The organism is Lacrimispora indolis DSM 755 (genome assembly GCF_000526995.1).
GTDB classification, from domain to species: Bacteria; Bacillota; Clostridia; order Lachnospirales; family Lachnospiraceae; genus Lacrimispora; species Lacrimispora indolis.
The window spans coordinates 988,151-1,001,958 of the sequence record NZ_AZUI01000001.1; the positions used below are offsets into that span (position 1 = coordinate 988,151).

27 protein-coding genes are annotated in these 13,808 nt (G+C 43.1%); all 27 read right to left on the minus strand.

Translation table 11 applies throughout. The annotated features are described in order from the left end of the window. Positions 1 to 280 precede the first annotated feature (280 nt). The 27 genes from K401_RS0104740 to rpsS all read right to left on the minus strand — a co-directional run bounded on the left by K401_RS0104740 (position 281) and on the right by rpsS (position 13,803). A complete protein-coding gene (locus tag K401_RS0104740) occupies positions 281 to 817 on the minus strand; it encodes a bL17 family ribosomal protein (protein WP_024291882.1) in 537 nt (178 codons plus the stop codon). A 98-nt stretch (positions 818 to 915) separates the two neighbouring features. Beyond that, the gene (locus K401_RS0104745) at positions 916 to 1,884 is read right to left on the minus strand and encodes a DNA-directed RNA polymerase subunit alpha (RefSeq protein ID WP_024291883.1); all 969 of its coding nucleotides are present in this window, start codon (positions 1,882 to 1,884) and stop codon (positions 916 to 918) included. Between the two features lie 107 nt (positions 1,885 to 1,991). Beyond that, positions 1,992 to 2,585: a 30S ribosomal protein S4 gene (rpsD, locus tag K401_RS0104750; RefSeq protein WP_024291884.1), complete on the minus strand. Its 594-nt coding sequence runs from the start codon at positions 2,583 to 2,585 to the stop codon at positions 1,992 to 1,994. A 16-nt stretch (positions 2,586 to 2,601) separates the two neighbouring features. Then, positions 2,602 to 3,003 carry a 30S ribosomal protein S11 gene (gene rpsK, locus K401_RS0104755; protein ID WP_024348298.1) on the minus strand — a complete coding sequence of 134 codons (402 nt, stop codon included), beginning with the start codon at positions 3,001 to 3,003 and terminating at the stop codon, positions 2,602 to 2,604. 108 nt (positions 3,004 to 3,111) lie between these two features. Then, positions 3,112 to 3,480: a 30S ribosomal protein S13 gene (rpsM, locus tag K401_RS0104760; RefSeq protein WP_024291886.1), complete on the minus strand. Its 369-nt coding sequence runs from the start codon at positions 3,478 to 3,480 to the stop codon at positions 3,112 to 3,114. Between the two features lie 26 nt (positions 3,481 to 3,506). Further along, on the minus strand, positions 3,507 to 3,620 hold the full coding sequence (gene rpmJ / locus K401_RS32275; protein ID WP_003497809.1) for a 50S ribosomal protein L36: 114 nt from the start codon (positions 3,618 to 3,620) through the stop codon (positions 3,507 to 3,509). A 348-nt stretch (positions 3,621 to 3,968) separates the two neighbouring features. After that, positions 3,969 to 4,187 (minus strand): translation initiation factor IF-1, encoded by a 219-nt coding sequence (gene infA, locus K401_RS0104765; protein ID WP_013274317.1) that lies wholly within the window; start codon positions 4,185 to 4,187, stop codon positions 3,969 to 3,971. A gap of 5 nt (positions 4,188 to 4,192) precedes the next feature. After that, entirely contained in the window at positions 4,193 to 4,474 is a 282-nt protein-coding gene (locus K401_RS0104770; RefSeq protein ID WP_051153238.1) for a KOW domain-containing RNA-binding protein, read from the minus strand. Between the two features lie 10 nt (positions 4,475 to 4,484). Then, a complete protein-coding gene (gene map / locus K401_RS0104775) occupies positions 4,485 to 5,249 on the minus strand; it encodes a type I methionyl aminopeptidase (protein ID WP_024291888.1) in 765 nt (254 codons plus the stop codon). A gap of 3 nt (positions 5,250 to 5,252) precedes the next feature. Beyond that, complete coding sequence (locus K401_RS0104780; protein WP_024291889.1) at positions 5,253 to 5,897, minus strand: adenylate kinase; 645 nt, start codon at positions 5,895 to 5,897, stop codon at positions 5,253 to 5,255. A 98-nt stretch (positions 5,898 to 5,995) separates the two neighbouring features. Further along, positions 5,996 to 7,318 (minus strand): preprotein translocase subunit SecY, encoded by a 1,323-nt coding sequence (secY, locus tag K401_RS0104785; RefSeq protein WP_024291890.1) that lies wholly within the window; start codon positions 7,316 to 7,318, stop codon positions 5,996 to 5,998. A 1-nt stretch (position 7,319) separates the two neighbouring features. Continuing rightward, complete coding sequence (gene rplO / locus K401_RS0104790) at positions 7,320 to 7,760, minus strand: 50S ribosomal protein L15 (RefSeq protein ID WP_024291891.1); 441 nt, start codon at positions 7,758 to 7,760, stop codon at positions 7,320 to 7,322. 26 nt (positions 7,761 to 7,786) lie between these two features. Next, positions 7,787 to 7,969, minus strand: a complete 183-nt coding sequence (gene rpmD / locus K401_RS0104795; RefSeq protein WP_024291892.1) for a 50S ribosomal protein L30 — start codon at positions 7,967 to 7,969, stop codon at positions 7,787 to 7,789. A gap of 13 nt (positions 7,970 to 7,982) precedes the next feature. Beyond that, on the minus strand, positions 7,983 to 8,492 hold the full coding sequence (gene rpsE / locus K401_RS0104800; RefSeq protein WP_024348300.1) for a 30S ribosomal protein S5: 510 nt from the start codon (positions 8,490 to 8,492) through the stop codon (positions 7,983 to 7,985). Between the two features lie 20 nt (positions 8,493 to 8,512). Further along, positions 8,513 to 8,881 carry a 50S ribosomal protein L18 gene (gene rplR / locus K401_RS0104805; protein ID WP_024291894.1) on the minus strand — a complete coding sequence of 123 codons (369 nt, stop codon included), beginning with the start codon at positions 8,879 to 8,881 and terminating at the stop codon, positions 8,513 to 8,515. 17 nt (positions 8,882 to 8,898) lie between these two features. After that, the gene (gene rplF / locus K401_RS0104810; protein WP_024291895.1) at positions 8,899 to 9,441 is read right to left on the minus strand and encodes a 50S ribosomal protein L6; all 543 of its coding nucleotides are present in this window, start codon (positions 9,439 to 9,441) and stop codon (positions 8,899 to 8,901) included. A 67-nt stretch (positions 9,442 to 9,508) separates the two neighbouring features. Next, complete coding sequence (rpsH, locus tag K401_RS0104815; RefSeq protein WP_024291896.1) at positions 9,509 to 9,910, minus strand: 30S ribosomal protein S8; 402 nt, start codon at positions 9,908 to 9,910, stop codon at positions 9,509 to 9,511. Between the two features lie 24 nt (positions 9,911 to 9,934). Continuing rightward, positions 9,935 to 10,120: a type Z 30S ribosomal protein S14 gene (locus K401_RS0104820; RefSeq protein WP_024291897.1), complete on the minus strand. Its 186-nt coding sequence runs from the start codon at positions 10,118 to 10,120 to the stop codon at positions 9,935 to 9,937. Positions 10,121 to 10,135: 15 nt separating this feature from the next. Then, entirely contained in the window at positions 10,136 to 10,675 is a 540-nt protein-coding gene (gene rplE, locus K401_RS0104825; RefSeq protein ID WP_024291898.1) for a 50S ribosomal protein L5, read from the minus strand. Positions 10,676 to 10,696: 21 nt separating this feature from the next. Beyond that, entirely contained in the window at positions 10,697 to 11,002 is a 306-nt protein-coding gene (rplX, locus tag K401_RS0104830; RefSeq protein WP_024291899.1) for a 50S ribosomal protein L24, read from the minus strand. A gap of 14 nt (positions 11,003 to 11,016) precedes the next feature. After that, positions 11,017 to 11,385, minus strand: coding sequence for a 50S ribosomal protein L14 (gene rplN / locus K401_RS0104835; protein ID WP_024291900.1), 369 nt, complete (start codon positions 11,383 to 11,385; stop codon positions 11,017 to 11,019). 26 nt (positions 11,386 to 11,411) lie between these two features. Further along, positions 11,412 to 11,666 (minus strand): 30S ribosomal protein S17, encoded by a 255-nt coding sequence (rpsQ, locus tag K401_RS0104840; protein ID WP_024291901.1) that lies wholly within the window; start codon positions 11,664 to 11,666, stop codon positions 11,412 to 11,414. Positions 11,667 to 11,761: 95 nt separating this feature from the next. Continuing rightward, complete coding sequence (gene rpmC, locus K401_RS0104845) at positions 11,762 to 11,968, minus strand: 50S ribosomal protein L29 (RefSeq protein WP_024291902.1); 207 nt, start codon at positions 11,966 to 11,968, stop codon at positions 11,762 to 11,764. A gap of 2 nt (positions 11,969 to 11,970) precedes the next feature. After that, complete coding sequence (gene rplP, locus K401_RS0104850; RefSeq protein ID WP_024291903.1) at positions 11,971 to 12,396, minus strand: 50S ribosomal protein L16; 426 nt, start codon at positions 12,394 to 12,396, stop codon at positions 11,971 to 11,973. Continuing rightward, positions 12,396 to 13,052, minus strand: a complete 657-nt coding sequence (rpsC, locus tag K401_RS0104855) for a 30S ribosomal protein S3 (RefSeq protein WP_024291904.1) — start codon at positions 13,050 to 13,052, stop codon at positions 12,396 to 12,398. The genes rplP and rpsC overlap by 1 nt, the downstream gene beginning before the upstream one ends. Positions 13,053 to 13,063: 11 nt before the next feature. Further along, entirely contained in the window at positions 13,064 to 13,450 is a 387-nt protein-coding gene (gene rplV / locus K401_RS0104860; protein ID WP_027352185.1) for a 50S ribosomal protein L22, read from the minus strand. Between the two features lie 71 nt (positions 13,451 to 13,521). Next, positions 13,522 to 13,803 carry a 30S ribosomal protein S19 gene (gene rpsS, locus K401_RS0104865; protein WP_013274336.1) on the minus strand — a complete coding sequence of 94 codons (282 nt, stop codon included), beginning with the start codon at positions 13,801 to 13,803 and terminating at the stop codon, positions 13,522 to 13,524. Between the last annotated feature and the right edge of the window lie 5 nt (positions 13,804 to 13,808).

Consider the following 13,808-nt stretch of genomic DNA (forward strand, 5'->3'; position numbering starts at 1 on the left):
TTTAAATGGGAGGAGGGAAATGGATAAAAGCTTGATGGTTGGGGAGATTTATGGAATGGAGGCGTTTTGGCGGGGATTTTTGAATTAAAAAATATGATGGAGAATGTACTTTGATATGGGGGATCTGCAATAAGTCCGCAGTGTGGGCTGGGGTATCCTGCGGATACCCCAGCCCACGGGCATTCGCCCTATGAAAAAAGGTTCGATAGAATTTTCTTATGTGCAAGCACAACGAAAATTCTATCGAACCTTTTTTCAACACTGCTCATTGCTTTCGTGGTTATACCAACTCCAGTACTACTTCCATGGCTCCGTCGCCTTTACGCTGGCCGATCTTAACGATACGGGTGTAGCCGCCGTTGCGGGATACGTACTTTGGGGCAACTTCTTCAAACAGCTTCTTTGGCAGATCAACAGATTTTGTGTTTTTCTTTCTTCCTGCAGCTTCTGCCGGAACCTCTGTTACGTCATAAAGAACCTTTAACATCAGTCTTCTAGCGTGAAGTCTGGAAGGAAGATCTTTCTTGATCTCTTTCTCCACTTCATCGTAAACGGTAACTTTCTTGCCGTTAACGACTTCTTTCACTCTCTTACCGTCTTTATCTTTACGTGCAACTTTTGCGGTAACCTTAACATTCTCAAAATTGTCTTTCTCTTTTACCGCTAAAGCGATGAGGCCTTCAGCCACCTTGCGGATTTCTTTTGCCCTAGCCTCTGTTGTCACGATTTTGCCATTATATAATAATGCAGTTACCTGGCTTCTGATTAATGCTTTTCTCTGGCTGGAAGTTTTTCCCAGCTTTCTATATCCTGCCATTTTAATATTCCTCCATTTGTGGAACACTGGTACATGCTTCTTCGGACTTATTGTACCAATGCTTTATCTCCATAAATCAGCTGCTTCAAGCGGTCCGGTTATACAGCGGAATCATCGCTTGGGTTAAGCTGCAAGCCTAACTCTTTTAATTTGGCCAGCACTTCTTCTAAAGACTTGCGGCCCAGATTACGAACCTTCATCATATCTTCGGAGGTACGGTTGCACAGTTCTTCCACCGTATTGATACCGGCTCTCTTCAGACAGTTGTATGAACGGACAGAAAGCTCCAGTTCATCAATGTTCATTTCCAGAACCTTTTCCTTTTCATTATCTTCTTTTTCCACCATGACTTCTGCAGTCTTAGCGTTCTCAGATAAATCAATGAACAGGTTCAAATGTTCGCTTAACACCTTTGCGGCAAGACTGACTGCCTCATCGGGTGCCGAGGTACCATTTGTAAATACATCTAATGTCAGCTTATCGTAATCCGTAACCTGACCTACTCGGGTGTTTTCTACCGTCATGTTGACGCGTTCCACTGGTGTATAAATAGAATCAACGGCAATCACGCCTATGGGTAAATCTTCACTCTTATTTTTATCTGCGCTTACATAGCCGCGGCCCTTGGTAATAGTAAGCTCCATATAGAACTTGCTGTCCGTGCCGCCGCTTAAGGTGGCGATGACCTGCTCCGGATTCATGATCTCGATATCAGGATCTGCCTGAATATCCGCAGCCGTTATAACGCCTTCGCCTTCAAACTCAATGTAAGCAACCTTTGCTTCGTTGGTGTCGCTGTTATTCTTAATAGATAAGCTCTTGATGTTCATGATGATCTCAGTTACATCTTCCTTAACACCTGGAATAGAACTGAATTCATGCAAAACGCCGTCGATTTTTACCTGACTCACTGCAGCGCCCGGTAAGGAAGAAAGCATGATTCTTCTTAAGGAATTTCCTAAAGTCGTGCCATAACCTCTTTCAAGCGGTTCAACTACAAACTTGCCATATTTTTTATCTTCTGAGATTTCAGCAATCTCAATGTTTGGTTTTTCAAAATCGAACACTAATAGCCCCTCCTTTTGGGTATTTTGTATCGAGGGTCTTATACTCAAACCTTGCCCGGAGGGGTATCCCCCCGGGCGAAAGCCGGCTTCAATCAACAGACTTTCAATTATTTGGAGTACAACTCGACGATAAGCATTTCATTCACCGGAACATCAATCTCATCTCTTGTTGGTAACTCTTTTACAGTACCACGTAAATTCTCATGGTCAACATCAAGCCATGCCGGAACCATACGTCCTGCGGTTGTTTCCTGAACACTCTTAAATCTTGGGTTGGCTTTGCTCTTCTCTTTTACTTCGATCACATCTCCAGCCTTAATTAAATAGGAAGGAATGTTTACGCACTTGCCGTTTACAAGAATGCTCTTATGGTCAACCATCTGTCTGGTCTCTCTTCTTGTTCTTCCGAATCCCATACGGAATACTACATTATCAAGTCTTCTCTCCAGAAGGATCATCAGGTTTTCACCTACCAGACCATTCATTCTGGAAGCCTTTGCATAGTAGTTACGGAAAGGTTTCTCAAGAACACCGTAGATGAATTTAGCTTTCTGCTTTTCTCTAAGCTGAATGCCGTACTCACTCATCTTTCTGTTAGCTCTTTTTAATTCTCTGTTTGATTTTTTATCTATTCCTAAATAGATCGGATCAAGACCAAGGGATCTACATCTTTTAAGAACAGGAACTCTGTCAACTGCCACTGTAATTACCTCCTAATTAGACTCTTCTACGTTTTGGTGGACGACAACCGTTATGTGGAACCGGAGTTACATCCTTAATGCTGGTTACCTCTAATCCGCATGCCTGAAGTGCACGAATAGCTGCTTCACGGCCTGAACCAGGACCTTTGACCATGACGTCTACTGATTTTAAACCATGTACAAGAGCTGCCTTAGTAGCAGTTTCTGCCGCCATCTGAGCTGCATATGGAGTAGATTTCCTTGAACCTCTGAAGCCAAGACCACCAGCACTTGCCCAGGATAATGCATTACCCTGTGTATCTGTTAATGTCACGATCGTGTTATTAAAAGATGACTGGATATGTGCTTGTCCGCGTTCAACGTTTTTCTTTACGCGCTTTTTTGTCACTTTTTTAGTAGTGGACATTTTTTTAGCCATTTTAAACTAACCTACTTTCTTTTTACTTGCATCTGAATCCTGTTATTCCTGTTTTTAAAACATGTAACGTGATTCGCTGTTATTGGGTGAGGATATTATTATCCTTACTTATTTCTTCTTGTTTGCTACAGTCTTTCTAGGACCCTTACGTGTTCTTGCGTTGGTCTTTGTTTTCTGACCACGAACAGGCAGACTCTTCCTATGACGGATTCCGCGATAGCAGCCGATTTCCTGAAGTCTCTTGATGTTCATAGCGATTTCTCTGCGTAAATCACCTTCAACAATCTGAGAATCAGCAATCACTGATGAAATTCTCTTTACTTCGTCGTCAGTTAAATCCTTAACACGAGTGTCAGGACTAACGCCAGCTTCTGTCAGGATGCGGTTTGAACTTGTTCTGCCGATACCGTAGATATAGGTCAAGCCGATCTCAACACGTTTTTCTCTTGGTAAATCAACACCTGAAATACGAGCCATTTGTGTATTACACCTCCATTATTTTTTTAACCTTGTCTCTGCTTATGCTTAGGATTTTCACAGATTACTCTGATACTGCCTTTTCTCTTGATGATTTTGCATTTTTCGCAAATCGGTTTGACTGATGATCTAACCTTCACAGCAATTCTCCTTTCCGTTATGCGCCCTTTCACATTAAGCACTTTGCGCCGTTTATAGGCGTTTCCGTGCGAAAGCGCTCCTCCGACACTCGGACAAGTCTCTCAACAAGCCCAGCGGCGATGGAGTCTCCTCTTGCAAAGAGCTTTCTGAGTATACCCGCAGTGTGTTTTTATCGTAAAACCAGTGCTGCCCATAAGGGCATAATACACCCAGTATTTCAACAAAGTCGCTATAGCATTATAACACTCTTTATTTTAAAATGCAAGCACTTTTTCCTATATATTTATTAACCCTTTACCCTGGCGTGTCGCGCCTGAGAAACAGGCAGCCTTTTATGAAAAGGCGCCCTATTTGTCTCTCCAGATGATACGTCCCTTGCTTAAATCATAGGGGGACATCTCAATGGTCACTTTATCTCCCGGTAAAATACGAATGTAGTTCATGCGAAGTTTTCCGCTGATGTGAGCCAGTACCTGATGGCCATTTTCCAGTTCTACCTGGAACATGGCATTGGGAAGCTTCTCCACAACGGTTCCTTCAATTTCAATAACATCTGCTTTTGACATAAAGCTTACCTCCTAACAACCTGTTCTTCTCTTTTGAAACATCTGATGAAATGTTTGATCTCTTCATCGGTGACTGATTTATTTTCCCTGATTTTCGTTCCAGGGGAATGTTTCTCCCATAAAAGGGCTTCCACATGCTTTTTCTTTTTCTTCTTCGGGCAGTCCAGACGTCTGTATTTTCCGTCCACCAGATATATATATTCCCCTTCCTCCCGTAATATGAAGAAATAACCGCCTTTATCGTGTCCTGCCACAGATCTTACAAATGCTCCGGTGCCTAACATCATGGACACTTCCTCATCGGACATGGGAAACCAGAGAAAGGATCTCCGGTTCACCCTCCGTGATCAGTACGGTATTTTCGTAATGGGCGGAAAGGTTTCCATCTTCTGTTACAACGGTCCAATCGTCGTCAAGCCATACGACCTCAGGCGTTCCCCCATTGATCATGGGTTCGATGGCCAGAGTCATTCCCGGCTTTAATTTGATTCCCCGTCTTTTCCGTGCAAAGTTCGGTACCTCTGGCTCCTCATGCAAATGAGAGCCGATTCCATGGCCTACCAGATCCCGGACAACTCCAAAGCCAAACTTTTCCGCATAGTTCTGGATTGCAGCAGATATATCATTCAGATGATTGCCAGATTTTGCAAATTTAATCCCTTCAAAGAAACATTGTCTTGTCACTTCTATGAGCTGTCCTGCGAAAGGAGTGATCTCTCCGATCCCGTAAGTCCTTGCTGCATCGGAATGATATCCTTTGTAAATAACTCCGGCATCCAGACTTACGATATCGCCCTCTGCTAAAACACGCTTCTTACTTGGAATCCCGTGAACCACCTCATCGTTTACGGAAACGCAGATGGATGCAGGATAACCATTATAATTCAGGAAAGAGGGCGTACAGCCATAACTCCTTATGATTTCTTCTCCCAGATGATCAATATCCCAGGTTGTCATTCCCGGCTTCAAGGCTTTTGAAAGCTCTTCATGAGTTTTACAAAGAATCTTTCCTGCCTCTCTCATAAGTTCTATCTCTCTTGCAGATTTGATCGTAACTGACATAAACTATGCTCCTAAAACAGCAGAGATGTCCGAGAACACCTTGCTTAAATCCTGTGTTCCATCGATATTCACCAGTACACCTGCTTCCTTATAATAATCGATCAGAGGTTTCGTCTGATCATGGTAGACCGACAAACGTCTTTTAACAGTTTCCGGCTTATCATCATCCCGCAGGACAAGACCTGCCCCGCATACATCACATACATCGGGAACCCTGCTTGGATTATACACAATGTGATATGTAGCTCCACAGGCAATACAGGCACGGCGGCCTGCCATTCTGTCTATAATCTTCTCATCCGGTACGTCTACATTAATCGCAAAGTCAATCTTCTGCCCCATCTCAGAAAGTGCCTTTTTAAGGCTTTCAGCCTGCGGAATGGTTCTAGGAAAACCATCCAGTACGTATCCGTTTACACAGTCTTCCTTCTGAATGCGGTCCATGAGCATCCCAATGGTCAGTTCATCCGGCACAAGAGCACCCTGATCCATGTATTCCTTTGCCTTCCTGCCTAACTCTGTCCCCTCCTTGATGTTGGAGCGAAAAATGTCTCCGGTAGAAATATGGGGAATCTGATACCTTTCGGCAATCTTTTTTGCCTGGGTGCCTTTGCCGGCACCAGGAGCACCTAACATGATAATTTTCATAGACAGTCCCTCCCTTACATGAAATACATAACTTCTTTAAGGATAATAATACAAATTCCAAGAAAAACACGCCGCGCGTGTTTCTCTTGGTTTGTCCTCTAATCGTTTAAAAAGCCTTTATAATAGCGCACAAGCATCTGAGATTCAATCGCCTTTAACGTTTCTAAGACTACGCTGACGATGATGATCAAGGATGTGCCGCCGAATGATAAACGGCTTACATTGAATAAACCGGACACCATGATCGGAACGATACAGATAATCGTCAGGCCGCATGCGCCTATAAATACGATATAGTTTAAAATAGAATTGAGGTAATCGCTGGTAGGCTTTCCTGGGCGGATACCCGGGATAAAGCCGCCGGACTTCTTCATGTTATTCGCAACTTCAAGCGGGTTAAACGTAATTGATGTATAGAAGTAAGCGAACACAATAATAAGTGCCACGTAAACGGCCAGGCCGATAGTATACACCGGTCTTTCCGGCTTGAACCAGCTGGAAGAGTTCAGCGCCGCCAAAATGTGGCCTCCAATGCTGTTGTAGTTGATACTCGCCCCAAAGAACTGGGAGATTACAACCGGGAACGACATAATGGAGGAAGCGAAAATCACCGGAATAACGCCGGCTGTATTCACTTTTAACGGAATATTGGTGGCTTGGCCGCCGACCATCTTCCGTCCCTGCATCTTTTTGGAATACTGTACTGGAATCCTTCTCTCTCCATCCTGAAGGATAATAACAAATACCACGATTGCCACAATAACAGCAATGATAACAATGGCTGCAACTGCTGCTACGGCAACCGATTTTCCAGACATAAATCTGGTATATAAGGTTGACGCATCAGTCGGAAAGCTGGAAATGATGTTAAATGACAGGACCATGGAAATACCATTGCCTACACCCTTTTCCGTAATCCGCTCACCGATCCACATCAGAAGAGCACTTCCTGCCGTCATGGTTGCAACAGCGATAATAATGCTTAAGGCATTAAATTCTTTTAACAGACCCTGGCCGCCGAATCCGACCGCCATAGCGACGGACTCGATCAAAGCCAGACCAACTGTTACGTAACGGGTGTATTCTGCAATCTTTTTTCTTCCGTCTTCACCATCTCGCTGCATTTCCTCAAGCTTTGGAATCGCAATGGTCAAAAGCTGCATGATGATGGAAGATGTGATGTAAGGGGTAATGCTCAGAGCGAACACGGACATGTTGGTAAAAGAGCTGCCAGTCATGGCGTTGAAAAATCCAAACGCATCGTTGTTCTGCTGAGCAAAAAAATCTTTGAAAAAGCTTGTTTCAACTCCTGGAATCGGCAGCTGAGAACCGATTCTGGTAACCACCAGCATCAGGAACGTAAAGATGAGTTTCTTTCTTAAGTCCTTGATCTTGAATGCATTACGGAGTGTTTTTAACATATTAGATCACCTCGCAGGTTCCACCTAAAGCCTCGATTTTGGTTTTTGCGCCTTCGCTGAAAGCATCTACCTTTACTGTAAGCTTTTTGGTTAATTCTCCATTTCCAAGGATCTTAACACCGTCACGCGGATTCTTAACAATACCGCTCTCTATTAAAGTTTCAACAGTAACAACCGTATCGTTTTCGAATGCCTCTAATGCATTTACATTGATACCGATAATGGTTTTAGTATTTCTATTTGTAAAGCCTCTCTTAGGAATACGTCTGTATAAAGGCATCTGGCCGCCTTCAAAACCTGGTCTGGTAGCACCGGAACGTGCCTTCTGTCCCTTATGACCCTTACCTGCTGTCTTGCCGTTTCCTGAACCATGTCCGCGGCCTCTTCTGAAGTTGTCGCTGTGTTTGGAACCTAACGCAGGCTGTAAATTTGATAAATCCATCGCTTGCACCTCCTTACTGTATTCTCTTAAATCTCTTCAACTTTTACTAAATGACGCACGTTGGCGATCATACCTCTGACCGCGTTATTGTCCGGCATTTCAACTGTCTTATGAAGCTTCTTTAAGCCTAATGCTTCAACGGTTGCTTTATGCTTCGGAACTGCGCCGATCGGGGATTTCACCAATGTGATTTTTAATTTATCTGCCATTTTCATATCCTCCTTAGCCTAAAATCTCTTCTACAGATTTGCCGCGAAGCTTTGCAACTTCCTCAGGAGTTTTTAACCGGGTTAATCCCTCGATAGTAGCTAAAACTACATTGGTCTTATTATTGGAACCTAAGGACTTAGAATGAATATTCTTAATACCTGCAAGCTCTAAAACCGCACGTGCAGGGCCTCCTGCGATAACTCCTGTACCTTCGTTAGCTCTCTTAAGAAGTACAGATGCACTTCCGAATTTACCGATCAGGTCATGAGGAATGCTGCTGTTCTCATCAATGGGAACCGCAACCATGTTCTTAACGGCAGCCTCTTTTCCCTTACGGATTGCTTCTGGAACTTCACCGGCTTTGCCAAGACCAGCACCTACGTGGCCATTGCCATCACCTACGACTACTAAAGCAGAGAATCTCATGGTACGTCCACCTTTAACGGTTTTAGATACGCGCTTGATAGCAACTACTCTGTCGTTTAATTCTAACTGACTTGCCTCAAAAATTGTACGTTTCACGCTGTCATTCTCCTCTCTACTTAGAATTCCAGACCAGCTTCTCTGGCTGCGTCTGCTAATGCCTGAATCTTACCCTGATATATAAATCCGCCTCTGTCAAAGACAACTTCTTTGATTCCTTTTTCAATGGCTCTCTTTGCCACTACGGTACCTACATATGCTGCAGCATCAACGTCGTTAGTTTTCTCTAATTCTGCCTTTACTTCTTTTTCTACTGTAGAAGCAGCGACTAAAGTCTTACCAACTGTATCGTCAATAATTTGAGCATACATATGATTATTGCTTCTAAACACAGCTAAACGCGGTCTTTCTGCAGTGCCTGCAAAACGGTTACGTAATCTGTTGTGTTTTTTAACGCGAACTTCGCTTCTTGACTGTTTGCTAACCATCTTTACACTCTCCTTAATTATTTCTTACCAGTCTTACCAACTTTACGTCTGATCACTTCGTCAGCATACTTGATACCCTTGCCCTTATACGGTTCAGGTCTTCTCTTATCTCTGATTTCAGCAGCGTACTGGCCAACTTTTTCTTTATCGATACCTTTAATAATGATGACGTTCTGTCCTTCCATGGTAGATTCGATGCCTTCGGGATCTTCCATCTCTACCGGGTGGGAATAGCCAAGAGAAAGAACCAGTTTCTTGCCCTGCTTCTGTGCTCTGTAGCCAACACCATTGATTTCAAGCTTTTTCTCATAACCGTTGGTAACACCAACGACCATGTTGTTTACTAAGGTTCTTGTCAGACCGTGCAAGGATTTCATCTTCTTTAAATCGTTAGGTCTTGTAACAACGATATGACCATCTTCTTCTTTGATTGTCATCTCAGATGGCAACACTCTTTCAAGAGTTCCCTTAGGACCTTTTACAGTCACTTTATTATTTTCTGCGATTGCAACAGTTACGCCTGCCGGAACCGCGATAGGCATTCTTCCTATACGTGACATGCCGTTTACCTCCTTAAATTTTCGGAAAGAACTTTGCGCTCCTTCTGTTTTCAGATGCTTCTGTTAATTACCAAACAAATGCCAGTACTTCTCCGCCGATACCTATAGTGCGTGCATCCTTATCGGTAATTACGCCCTGGTTTGTGGAGATAATAGCTGTTCCTAAACCGCCAAGTACTTTAGGTAACTCTTCCTTGTTTGCGTATACACGTAAACCTGGCTTGGAGATTCTCTTAATACCTGTAATGATTTTCTCATTCTTATCTTTACCGTATTTTAAGGTGATCCTGATGGTCTGGAATGCACCGTCTTCTACGACATCATATTTTTTAATGTATCCCTCTTTTACAAGGATATCAGCAATAGCTAATTTCATCTTAGATGAAGGTACATCTACTGTATCATGTTTTGCAGTATTTGCATTACGGATTCTTGTAAGCATATCTGCGATTGGATCGCTCATAGTCATTTTGAAATTGCCTCCTTCCTTATTTTACCAGCTTGCTTTTCTAACGCCTGGGATCTGGCCCTTGTATGCTAATTCACGGAAGCAGATTCTGCAGATTCCGTATTTTCTTAAATAAGCATGTGGACGACCACAGATTCTGCAGCGATTGTATTCTCTTGTGGAGAATTTTGCAGGTCTCTGCTGTTTGATCTTCATTGAAGTCTTTGCCATGGATTCTTCCTCCTACTATTTTGCAAATGGCATATTGAATAATGTCAAAAGTTCACGGGCTTCTTCGTCTGTCTTAGCGGTAGTAACGAAAATAACGTCCATACCTCTTACCTTGTCAACTTTATCGTACTCAATTTCAGGGAAAATAAGCTGTTCCTTAATGCCAAGAGCGTAGTTTCCTCTGCCGTCGAATGCATTAGGATTTACACCTCTGAAGTCACGTACACGAGGAAGCGCAAGGTTGATCAGACGATCAGCAAATTCATACATTCTCTGACCGCGTAAGGTTACTTTGCAGCCAATCGGCATACCTTCTCTGATTTTGAAGTTTGCAATTGATTTCTTAGCTTTTGTCAAGACTGCCTTCTGACCGGAGATGATTTCTAAATCTCTTACTGCAGAGTCTAAAATCTTGGCATTTTCCTTTGCTTCACCAATACCCATATTGATGACAATCTTATTTAACTTCGGCACTTCCATGACGTTCTTATATCCAAATTTCTTGATCATAGCTTCTACGATCTCTGTCTGGTATATCTCTTTTAATCTAGCCAATTTTTATTCCTCCTCTCCGAATTAGTCAATTACTTTACCGGTCGCTTTTGCAACACGGACTTTTTTGCCGTCTTTTACTTCAAAACCAACTCTGGTCGCTTTTCCGTCAACAACAAGCATTACGTTGGAGATATCAAGTGCAGCTTCTTTCTGTATGATACCACCCTGTGGGCTGCCTGGGCCTGGCTTTACATGCTTTGTGATCATGTTGATGCCTTCCACTACCACTCTGTTATTCTTCGTATCTATGTGAAGAACTTTGCCCTGTTTGTCTTTATCTTTTCCTGCGATAACCTTTACCAGGTCATCTCTTTTAATTTTATGCACAGTCCGACACCTCCTTATAATACTTCTGGAGCTAAGGAAACAATCTTCATGAACTGTTTCTCTCTTAACTCTCTGGCAACCGGTCCAAAGATACGAGTTCCTTTTGGAGTCTTGTCATCTTTGATAATTACGGCAGCATTCTCATCGAACTTGATATAGGAACCGTCTTTGCGGCGTGCACCCTTAACGGTGCGTACAACTACGGCCTTTACAACGTCGCCCTTTTTAACAACACCACCAGGCGTTGCATCTTTTACGCTGGCAACGATAACATCACCAATATTAGCATATCTTCTTGTAGAGCCGCCCATAACACGGATACAAAGGATCTCTTTTGCACCGGTATTGTCGGCAACCCTTAATCTGGTTTCCTGCTGAATCATACCTGTTACTCCTTCCTGGAAATAAATTATTTCGCTCTTCCGATAATCTCAACAAGTCTCCATCTCTTGTCTTTTGACAGCGGTCTTGTTTCCATTACTTTCACTGTATCGCCCATATTGCATTCGTTTTTCTCATCATGGGCTTTTAATTTATACGTTCTTTTTACGATCTTGCCGTATAAAGGATGTTCTACATGGTCTTCAATCGCTACAACGATAGTCTTATCCATCTTGCTGCTCACAACCTTACCAGTACGGGTTTTTCTTAAATTTCTTTCCACGTTCGGTATTCTCCTTTCGAGTTTTGGCCCTGGCGGCCCAATCTATAAGTTTACACACGCTCGTGTGTGTCGTGCTTTTTTAAAAAAACTGCAACTTAAGCTAATTTAGCCTTCTCAGTTATAACAGTCTGAATTCTGGCAATGTTCTTGCGAACCTCTTTGATCCTGCTTGTGTTGTCAAGCTGGTTGGTTGCATTCTGGAATCTTAAGTTGAAAAGTTCTTTCTTTGCAGCTACTAATTCTACATGCAGCTCTGCAACGGATTTTCCTTTTAATTCTTCAACATACTTATCAATTTTCACTGTCATTCACCGCCTTCTAAATCTGCTTTAGCAGCAATCTTACACTTGCACGGTAACTTATGCATAGCAAGACGTAAAGCTTCACGTGCTGTTTCTTCAGGTACTCCAGCGATTTCGAATAATACACGGCCTGGTTTTACTACTGCTACCCAGTATTCCAGAGCGCCCTTACCGGAACCCATACGGGTTTCTGCTGGCTTTGCTGTTACAGGTTTATCCGGGAAAATCTTGATCCAGACTTTACCGCCACGCTTGATATAACGGGTCATAGCAACACGGGCTGCCTCGATCTGGTTCGATTTAATCCAGCATGGTTCTGTGGAAACTAAACCAAACTCGCCGTTGCTGATGGTATTGCCTCTTAACGCTTTACCAGCCATGGATCCACGGAACTGTTTACGACGTTTAACTCTTTTAGGCATTAACATTATTTATCGCTCCCTTCCTTGTTTCCTTTAGTTGGAAGTATTTCGCCATTGTAGATCCATACCTTAACACCGATCTTACCGAAGGTTGTATCTGCTTCAGCGAAACCATAGTCAATATCTGCTCTGAGTGTCTGTAACGGAATGGTTCCTTCGCTGTAGAACTCTGTACGAGCCATATCAGCGCCGCCAAGACGTCCTGCAACTGCAGTCTTGATGCCCTTTATGCCAGACTTCATGGAACGTCCCATGGTGGACTTCATCGCCCGGCGGAAGGATACACGGTTCTCTAACTGCTGTGCAATGGATTCAGCTACTAACTGAGCATCTTTGTCAGGTCTTTTAATTTCCTTGATATCAACAAATAACTTCTTATCTGTAAGCTTCTGAACTTCAACTTTTAATTTTTCAATCTCAGATCCGCCCTTGCCGATAACAACACCTGGTTTCGCTGTGTGGATTGTAACCTTCACGCGGTCAGATGCTCTTTCAATTTCGATATCAGAAATGCCGGCGCTGTATAATCTCTTCTTAAGAAACTTTCTGATCGCATAATCTTCTACCAGGTTATCTGCGAAATCAGCTTCAGCATACCATTTTGAGTTCCAGTCTTTAATAACACCGACTCTTAAGCCGTGTGGATTAACTTTCTGTCCCATTATTTGCCTCCTTATCTTTCATTAAGCACGATGGTGATATGGCTCATTCTCTTTTCGATCCTGTAAGCGCGGCCCTGTGCTCTCGGTTTTACTCTCTTCATTGTCGGTCCCTTGTTTGCAAAGCATTCCTCTACGTAAAGTTTTGCAGGGTCCATACCGTTGTTATTCTCAGCGTTAGCAACTGCTGAATTTAATAACTTCTCTATTAAAGTAGAAGCATATCTGGGATTGTAAGTTACAATACCAAGTGCTGTCATAATATCCTTGCCTCTGATGGCGTCTAATACGAAGCATGCTTTCTGAACAGAAACCCTAGCATAGGATAACTTTGCTGATGGTCTGGTGTCCTTCACAGCATTTCTTTCTCTCTTAATCTGGCTTCTATGTCCCTTAGCCATTGGTGAATCCTCCTTTCAACTTTAACGCCCCCGGGAATCCGTAAGAATGCCCAAAGGTGTTTGTTTCTCTACTACTTACGGCCTGACTTTTTCTCGTCTTTGCCATGTCCTCTGTAGGTTCTTGTGGCAACGAATTCACCCAGCTTATGTCCAACCATATCTTCTGTAACATATACCGGAACGTGCTTTCTGCCATCATGAACTGCAATTGTATGTCCAACCATCTGCGGGAAGATTGTAGAACGGCGGGACCAGGTCTTAATTACCTGCTTCTGTCCTGCTGCGTTCATTACATCTACTTTTTTCAGTAAATGAGCATCTGCAAATGGTCCTTTTTTAAGTGAGCGAGCCATAGGTT

Excerpts from the sequence above, each read along its gene's own strand:
- rpsM (WP_024291886.1), bottom strand. The coding sequence starts at position 3,480 with ATGGCTCGTATTTCAGGTGTTGATTTACCAAGAGAAAAACGTGTTGAG.
- rplV (WP_027352185.1), bottom strand. The coding sequence starts at position 13,450 with ATGGCTAAGGGACATAGAAGCCAGATTAAGAGAGAAAGAAATGCTGTG.
- rpsH (WP_024291896.1), bottom strand. The coding sequence starts at position 9,910 with ATGACTATGAGCGATCCAATCGCAGATATGCTTACAAGAATCCGTAAT.
- rplP (WP_024291903.1), bottom strand. The coding sequence starts at position 12,396 with ATGTTAATGCCTAAAAGAGTTAAACGTCGTAAACAGTTCCGTGGATCC.
- rplR (WP_024291894.1), bottom strand. The coding sequence starts at position 8,881 with ATGGTTAGCAAACAGTCAAGAAGCGAAGTTCGCGTTAAAAAACACAAC.
- rplO (WP_024291891.1), bottom strand. The coding sequence starts at position 7,760 with ATGGATTTATCAAATTTACAGCCTGCGTTAGGTTCCAAACACAGCGAC.
- map (WP_024291888.1), bottom strand. The coding sequence starts at position 5,249 with ATGTCAGTTACGATCAAATCTGCAAGAGAGATAGAACTTATGAGAGAG.
- K401_RS0104770 (WP_051153238.1), bottom strand. The coding sequence starts at position 4,474 with ATGATGTTAGGCACCGGAGCATTTGTAAGATCTGTGGCAGGACACGAT.
- infA (WP_013274317.1), bottom strand. The coding sequence starts at position 4,187 with ATGTCAAAAGCAGATGTTATTGAAATTGAAGGAACCGTTGTGGAGAAG.
- rplF (WP_024291895.1), bottom strand. The coding sequence starts at position 9,441 with ATGTCACGTATAGGAAGAATGCCTATCGCGGTTCCGGCAGGCGTAACT.
- rpsK (WP_024348298.1), bottom strand. The coding sequence starts at position 3,003 with ATGGCTAAAAAAATGTCCACTACTAAAAAAGTGACAAAAAAGCGCGTA.
- K401_RS0104780 (WP_024291889.1), bottom strand. The coding sequence starts at position 5,897 with ATGAAAATTATCATGTTAGGTGCTCCTGGTGCCGGCAAAGGCACCCAG.
- rpsS (WP_013274336.1), bottom strand. The coding sequence starts at position 13,803 with ATGGCTCGCTCACTTAAAAAAGGACCATTTGCAGATGCTCATTTACTG.
- secY (WP_024291890.1), bottom strand. The coding sequence starts at position 7,318 with ATGTTAAAAACACTCCGTAATGCATTCAAGATCAAGGACTTAAGAAAG.
- rpmD (WP_024291892.1), bottom strand. The coding sequence starts at position 7,969 with ATGGCAGATAAATTAAAAATCACATTGGTGAAATCCCCGATCGGCGCA.
- rpsC (WP_024291904.1), bottom strand. The coding sequence starts at position 13,052 with ATGGGACAGAAAGTTAATCCACACGGCTTAAGAGTCGGTGTTATTAAA.
- K401_RS0104820 (WP_024291897.1), bottom strand. The coding sequence starts at position 10,120 with ATGGCAAAGACTTCAATGAAGATCAAACAGCAGAGACCTGCAAAATTC.
- rplN (WP_024291900.1), bottom strand. The coding sequence starts at position 11,385 with ATGATTCAGCAGGAAACCAGATTAAGGGTTGCCGACAATACCGGTGCA.
- K401_RS0104740 (WP_024291882.1), bottom strand. The coding sequence starts at position 817 with ATGGCAGGATATAGAAAGCTGGGAAAAACTTCCAGCCAGAGAAAAGCA.